Source organism: Verrucosispora sp. SN26_14.1 (assembly GCF_004307965.1).
Classification (GTDB): domain Bacteria; phylum Actinomycetota; class Actinomycetes; order Mycobacteriales; family Micromonosporaceae; genus Micromonospora.
The window spans coordinates 1-2356 of sequence record NZ_SISL01000671.1 but is presented as its reverse complement, the minus strand read 5'-3'; the positions used below and the strand labels follow the sequence as shown (position 1 = coordinate 2356).

General features: G+C 75.4%; 2 protein-coding genes and 1 pseudogene. 1 reads left to right on the top strand and 2 read right to left on the bottom strand.

The window, feature by feature from the left end:
- Positions 1-463 precede the first annotated feature (463 nt).
- Complete coding sequence (locus tag EYA84_RS30695; RefSeq protein WP_131057704.1) at positions 464-1030, bottom strand: dienelactone hydrolase family protein; 567 nt, start codon at positions 1028-1030, stop codon at positions 464-466.
- Between the two features lie 166 nt (positions 1031-1196).
- Positions 1197-1637: pseudogene (paaI, locus tag EYA84_RS30690) on the bottom strand (hydroxyphenylacetyl-CoA thioesterase PaaI); the annotation flags it as partial.
- Between the two features lie 171 nt (positions 1638-1808).
- Here paaI and EYA84_RS30685 point away from each other — a divergent pair.
- A partial coding sequence (locus EYA84_RS30685; RefSeq protein ID WP_131057702.1) for a trans-aconitate 2-methyltransferase occupies positions 1809-2356 on the top strand: 548 nt, incomplete at its 3' end.

Here is a 2356-nt window from a genome sequence, read left to right as displayed (position 1 = left end):
CGCCAATCTGGCCCGGGCACTCGGCTGGGCGGCGGCGCAGGTGGAGGCGGCCCTGCGTGCCCTGACCGGGGCGGGCCTGCTCGTCCGGCTGCCCACCGGCGGGCACGCCTTCGTCGATCCGGCGCTGCGGGAGGTCGCCGTCGCCCGGCTCCCCCGGGCGACGCTGGCCACCTTCACCCGCCGGGCCGGTGTCCCGACCTCCGACGCCGGCCCCGAGCCGGCACCGGCGGAAGGCTCGACACGGCCGGCATCGGCGGTACGGCCGGGGCGGTCGGCAGGCAAGACACCATCGGCAGGGACGGCATGGCCAGCAGGGACGGCGCGACCAGTATCGGCAGCACGACCGGCATCGGCGGCGCGACCGGGGGCAGGCACGGCGGCGCCGGGATCGGCGTGGTCGGGGTCAGCGTGGTCGGGGTCAGCGTGGTCGGGATCGGCGTGGTCGGGATCGGCGTGGTCGGGGTCAGCGATCGGCCAGGAAGGCCAACGCGCGCTCCCAGGCGAGCGCGGCGGCGGCCGGGTCGTGGTCGGACACGGCCGGATCGGTGAACAGGTGGCCCGCCCCCGGGTAGCCGTAGACGGTGACGTCGGCGCCGACGCCGGTCATCTCCTGCCGCCACTGGTCGACCTCGCCCGGCGGGTCGTAGGGGTCCGGATCGGCCAGGTGCAACTCGACGGCCAGCCCGGCTCGGACGTCGGCGGGGGCGCCACCGGTGCCGTGCCACAGCAGCAGGCCGCCGCTGTCGGGGCGTTCGGCCAGCATCGCGCCGGCCACCCCGGCGCCCATCGAGAACCCGGCGAGCACGGTGTCGGGCGGCAGTCCGTCGAGCGAGGCCCGGGCGCGGTCCAGCACCGTCTCCTGCCCGATCCGGCTCAGCAGGGCGAACCCCTCCTCGACGGTGTCCACGGCAGGCACCTCGTACAGGTCGGGCGCGTGCACCTGGTGTCCGGCGGCGCGCAGCCGGTCGGCCGCGTCCCGCACCGCGGGCCGCAGCCCGTACACGGAGTGGAAGAGTGCGACATGTGCCATCCGCTCATCGTGCCGGACGGCACCGACACCGTCGGACCGCCGCGCGCGGGTGGCGCGGTCAGTCTCGGTCGACCCCGGCCCGTCCGCCGTCCGGTGACGCCGACTCCGGTGCGCCGTCCGGCCGCGCCGGAGCCGTTACGCCGTCCCCGGCACCGGCGTCCGGCCGGAGGACCCGGCTGTGACCCCGGAACTCGGCGATTACCTGTCCGTCCGCGCGGCTCACCGTGACGTCGTAGATTCCGCTGCGGCCGTACCGGGTCCGTTCCGTGGCCCGGGCGGACAGCACGTCCCCCTCGCGGGCCGGGCGGACGAAGGTGATCTCGCCGCCGGCCGCGACGGTGGCCGGGCCGTGACTGTTGCAGGCCAGCGCGAAGGCGGTGTCGGCGAGCAGGAAGACGAAGCCGCCGTGGGCGATGCGGTGGCCGTTGACCATGCTGTCGGTGACCCGCATCCGGGCCACCGCGGCGCCGCCCGCGGCGCTGACCAACTCGATGCCGAGCCGGTTCGACGCGACGTCGGCCTCGAACATCTCGTGCGCGGCGGTGCGCGGGTCCACCTGGCTCCCGGCGTGGTCGGCGGGGCCCTGCGCCCCGGGGACCGCCATCATGCCACCGCCGCCCGGAGCGTCCGGCGCGGCGGGTCCCGTGACGACGACCGGGCCGGATCGGTGTCCCCGATCCGGCCCGGCACTGATCATCGCCCCGCCATTGTCTCGCAGTTGCACATTATTGGCAACAAGACTGGACACCGACCCGCCGATGTAACTAGCCTGCTCGCCATGAGTCCTTACATGACCGATGCCGCCGCGTGGCAGGAGAGCTGGGACCGGCAACAGGAGGCGTACCTGCCGGACCGGGAGCACCGCTTCACCACCATGCTCGACGCGGTCGACGCGGTCCGCGACACCACCGCTGCGCCACGACTGCTGGACCTGGCCGGCGGCACCGGCACCATCTCGCTGCGCGCGCTGCGCCGCTTCCCCGACGCCGAGGTGACCCTGGTCGACCTCGATCCGGCCCTGCTCGCCCTCGCCACCGCCTCGCTCGGCGACCGGGCCACCATCGTCACCGCCGACCTCAACCGGTCGGACTGGGTGGACGCCCTGCCGCACCGTGACTACGACGCGGTGCTCACCGCCACCGCGCTGCACTGGCTGCCCGCCGACCGGCTGACCGGGCTCTACGCCGAGGTCCGCGAGGTGCTGCGCCCCGGCGGCCTGCTGGTCAACGCCGACCACATGCCCGACGACACCCTGCCCGAGCTGACCACACGCCTGCTCGCCCGGGCCGAGGCGCGCCGGGCGGCGCGCTACGCGGCTGTCTCTGA